Origin of the sequence: Candidatus Aegiribacteria sp., from assembly GCA_021108435.1 — a bacterium.
Lineage (GTDB): Bacteria > Fermentibacterota > Fermentibacteria > Fermentibacterales > JCC-6 > Aegiribacteria.
The window spans coordinates 1-4,243 of record JAIOQY010000193.1; the positions used below are offsets into that span (position 1 = coordinate 1).

The 4,243-nt window shown below is 45.9% G+C and carries 5 protein-coding genes; 3 read left to right on the forward strand and 2 right to left on the reverse strand.

Annotated elements, in window-relative coordinates; all coding sequences use genetic code 11:
• On the reverse strand, positions 1–701 hold a 701-nt coding region (locus K8R76_11570; GenBank protein MCD4848813.1), incomplete at its 3' end, for a hypothetical protein.
• A gap of 202 nt (positions 702–903) precedes the next feature.
• On the opposite strand from K8R76_11570, the gene K8R76_11575 reads away from it, so the two are divergent.
• Both K8R76_11575 and K8R76_11580 read left to right on the forward strand, forming a co-directional pair.
• Positions 904–1,275, forward strand: coding sequence for a hypothetical protein (locus K8R76_11575; protein ID MCD4848814.1), 372 nt, complete (start codon positions 904–906; stop codon positions 1,273–1,275).
• Positions 1,276–1,449: 174 nt separating this feature from the next.
• A complete protein-coding gene (locus K8R76_11580; GenBank protein MCD4848815.1) occupies positions 1,450–1,968 on the forward strand; it encodes a cyclic nucleotide-binding domain-containing protein in 519 nt (172 codons plus the stop codon).
• Between the two features lie 88 nt (positions 1,969–2,056).
• Here the strand turns inward: K8R76_11580 and K8R76_11585 are convergent, their stop codons facing one another.
• A complete protein-coding gene (locus K8R76_11585; GenBank protein ID MCD4848816.1) occupies positions 2,057–2,824 on the reverse strand; it encodes a fibronectin type III domain-containing protein in 768 nt (255 codons plus the stop codon).
• 106 nt (positions 2,825–2,930) lie between these two features.
• On the opposite strand from K8R76_11585, the gene K8R76_11590 reads away from it, so the two are divergent.
• Positions 2,931–4,243, forward strand: a 1,313-nt coding sequence (locus K8R76_11590; protein ID MCD4848817.1) for a hypothetical protein, incomplete at its 3' end; no start/stop codon positions are given.

The following is a 4,243-nucleotide window of genomic DNA, read 5'->3' on the forward strand; positions in this document are numbered from 1 at the left end:
CTCTGGCCCCAGCTCCAGGATCCGGGAACCGCGTCCCTTGCGTTGTCTATCACAGTTACGCTGGTACCCTCCCTCGTGACCAGAATTGTAAGTACAGCAGGATCTCCTTCATAGGACTGGTAATTGTATAGAACAGGATTGAATGTAGCGCTTCCTGAACTCTTTATTGGAAGAAATACCGCCTGAGCGCTTACAAGAACAACGCTGTCCCTTTCCGCGAGAAGACTGTGTTCATCACCTTCCCATGATTCAGGATCGTGAAGGTAGTACTTGATATTGTCAACAAAATCCGTAAGTGACACAGGAGCCAGTTCTTCTCCTATCTCGTTACCCACAAGCAGATAGAAATTATCCGGATCCATGTCCGCTGAAAGGTCATGGAAGTTAGGATATCGTATAACAGGCATGCAGGTTAGAGAGGGGTGTTCCGATCCGTTCTGATAGCTGTGAACCTGAATGGTCATATCGGAAATATTGGGCCCCCAGCATGAGCCGGAGTAGCGTCCGGTGTCTTCCCAGGTAACGTTGACCACATCAAGCCCGTGAGCGCTTGCCATTTTTCTGACATTCTGATTCCAGACCATTTCTGATACATTCTGTACCACTTCCTGGTAGTTCTCATCGGATGATCTGCCCGGACAGAAATATCCGGTAGCTGAGACGGAGAGAACCATTAGCGATGCCATCGCATTCAGTAACATTTTCAACCTCCTTTGATGTTTTCAATGCTTGTACATATCCGTGCCGGTTAGTATTCCATTTAAATGAGTCGAAACGGGGCGGTTTATACATGAAACCATTTTTGAAAGGTTGACAGTAATACACAATAGAGATAATTAATTGTTCGGTGTCATCGAAATGAATACGAATAATTATTAGAAGTAACTAAGATAGGGGGTCATTGTGAATCAAGTTCTGCTCTACATAGCATCTGTATTGACTGGCCTTTGGGGTATTGCGCATCTTTTTGCTACAAGGGGAGTGGTCGATGGTTTTGGTAACCTTACAACTGATAACAGACGAATCATCACCATGGAGTGGATTGTTGAAGGGGTTGCACTCATTTCGACAGCTGTATTCGTTGCTGTTGCAACTATAATCCAACCAGATGCCCCTGTTTCCATGGCAGTTTACATGGTGGCTATCATTACTCTTGTAATACTCGCACTTGTTTCTTTGTTTACAGGCTTCAGGGTGGCATTCTTGCCCTTCAGATTATGCCCTTTTATCTTTGGTATTTCTGCTGTATTGATCGCATTGGGTGCTTGCTTATGAAACAACTTAGGGCGGTGCCCGGACAAACACCGAACAAAAAAATGGAGCAGACCACAAAGGCCGCGCCGTCTTTTCGTAAATTCAAATATTTCAACGGCTTTTGTGTCAGCTCATTTTCAACGTTGTACAGCTTTGTTATTGAGCGAAATGTGTATTCCTTACAGGAGGTTAAAAATGAAGGTGGGACAGCTCTTCAACACAGAGGAATCTCTTCATGATTTAGAGATGATACCCTACTACGAAGAAGTTCATCTTAAGGATGGACAGGTGATGGTATTTCAGGGAGAGCTTACAACAGATCTCTTCATCATCACATCCGGAAAAATGGAAGTTGTCGAAGGCTCCGGAAATAAAGCCGTTCGGCTGGCACTGCTCACCGAAAACGATGTATTCGGGGAGGTTGCTTTCTTCGATGAAGATGAAAGATCAGCAACGGTAAGATCGCTCGGTTCATCGAAGCTCCTAAGAATGACACGGGAGCATTTCACTGATCTGACAGTAACAAGACCTGAGCTGGCTATCAGGTTTCTGATATCTCTCGGAAAACTTGCTTCCGGGAAGCTCAGAAGAATTGACAGGATGATCGCTGGAGTTACCGGAGACAGAAAAGTTACTGATGACAGTGACCTTAAGAATCTGATCCGGGAAATTAAAAAAGCCATGAAGGAACCTCGCAAGGGTTTTTTTAAGTAGCATTCAAATATGACATGATGCTTACTGGTGTTGTAGAAAACGAAAGCGGCAAGGAGAAAATCCCTGCCGCTTTCTGATGAATGATATTCTACAGAACGTTGAACAGTCTCAGAGCGGATATGGTCTGGTATTCTATAGACCCGATGTCAGCGCCGTTAGTGAAGGTGGAATCTATATAGAGATGAACGAAGTATCCGTTTGAAAGATGTCCGAAGTAAAAGTTGTTTTCTGAAATCAGTACCGAATCAACCCAGTCCGCGGAACCGGGTTCAGGCGCCACATTACCAAATGCGCCGACAGGGCAGAGAGAAGTATGTTTGCCTCCGGGATACTGAGCAGGATTATGGTCTCCGGAATAGAAGTACAGCTGGTTATTCGCTTCAGCAATGTAGATGTCCTGGCGGAATTCGGACGAGTCCGCTACACCTGTTCCCGCCCCTCCTCCATCGTCGTAGATAATAAGACCATTAGTGAGATCATTTATTCTCATAGTGAATGGACCTACGATAAGTGTTGCTCTCGTATCTACTTCATTGGAATTATCGGAGGAATAATCAAGTCCTTTTGAAGCCTTTACATAATAGTACCGCGTACTCTCAGCTATTTCAGTAAGAGTCGTGTCCTCGGTAACGTTTTCATGCCAGCTTCCGGGACTGGTGCTTGACCAGTAGACATGATATCCATCTACTTCTACGTCCAGAGCATTCCAGCGAAGAACAACCGTATCTCCCTTTGATGCCGTTTCGTCTACCATCAGGTTCTGAACGACTGGCAGGGTTCCCGAAGGGGCGGATGGATCGGTTGAGCATCCGACCATAACGATTAGAACTGATGCTGCGAGTGCAACATATTTCATAAAATCATCTCCATTCATTGATGTACAAAACAAACATAATAAATATGAATATTTGAACCTTGCTAAATAGTGAACAATTGTTTACATATAGTATATGAAAAACTTAATGATATCAATGAAAAGCTGGTATTCATTTCGAAATGGAATAGACTCTCCCGCCTCTCTTGCGTCGGCACTCGCTGAAAAGGGTTTTAAGGGAGGAGTACTGGCTGACAGAGATGTGGTCACAGGGCAGCTGGAGTATGCCGATGTCTGCAATAAAGCCGGAATAACGGGTATCCCGGGGGTTGAACTTGTGATTCATGAGATGAAATTAACGTTTATGATATTGCCTGGAGGCTGGCCTGATCTCTGCAGGCTTGTAACATCCATTCATACTCCCGGAAGACTTTCCATGAGGGAAGCGCTTGAAAGCAGTCATGGACTTATCGCGATAGCTTCCAATCCGGCTGACGCTAAAAAACTGCGAAAGACGGAAGGATTTCAAGGTAAAATTCTGGTGGCGGTACTTCCCGAATGCATATCGGGAAGGAATCCGGCTGAAGCAGAAATGGATATTCTGCGAACCGGTTTCGACCCGGTAGCTTCGTGGCCGGTGATGTTCTCATCGAAGGAAAGACTTGAACCTCATAATGTACTCCGAAGGGGTTATCTGGCCATAGAGAAGATCAAACCGGACACATCTGAATTCAGCACAGAATGGAACGTCATGCCGGATATTAACCGGTTCAGGGAGAGTTTCCGGGGAGCTTCCCGATCTCTGATCGAAAACGCGAAGCTGGCTGAAATATCAGTCACGGAAATGTTAACGGACAGAAAAGAAAGATCGCGCAATGCGAAAGAGGAAAGTGAACTCTCAGAAGTAATCCACAGACGGTTGAAAAATATGTACAAGGGAAGCCTCACGGCCGCGAGAAGAGCGGAGAATGAACTTTCAATCATCTGCGAGAACGGCCTGGCGGGGTACTTTCTGCGCTTTTTTGAGATTATCTCCTACGCGAGGGGGGAAGGAATAGCCGTCAGCGCCAGGGGTTCGGCAGGCGGAAGCATTCTGTCCTATCTGCTCGGTTTATCCATAGTCTGCCCCATTCGCCATGATCTGTCATTCGCCAGGTTTTTCAACCGGCTCAGATCCAGCCCCCCTGACATAGATATTGATATTGACAGTGCGAGAAGAGACGAAGTAATTAAATGGTTTCTGAAAAAAGCGGGAAGAAAAGGTGCTGCTGTATCTCAGATCGTAACCCACAGAATACGATCAGCATTCCGTGTTGCAGCTTCAGGACTTGGCGTAAGCAGCGAAGAAATGGACACTCTTTCGAAACTCCTTCGTTATCGTGATAACGCTGCATGGGGGAAACCGGTAGCTGCCAGGGCTCTTCGCGATGGAGAGATGCTCCTTGGTATTCCATCACACCT

Excerpts from the sequence above, each read along its gene's own strand:
- K8R76_11580 (MCD4848815.1), top strand. The coding sequence starts at position 1,450 with ATGAAGGTGGGACAGCTCTTCAACACAGAGGAATCTCTTCATGATTTA.
- K8R76_11585 (MCD4848816.1), bottom strand. The coding sequence starts at position 2,824 with ATGAAATATGTTGCACTCGCAGCATCAGTTCTAATCGTTATGGTCGGA.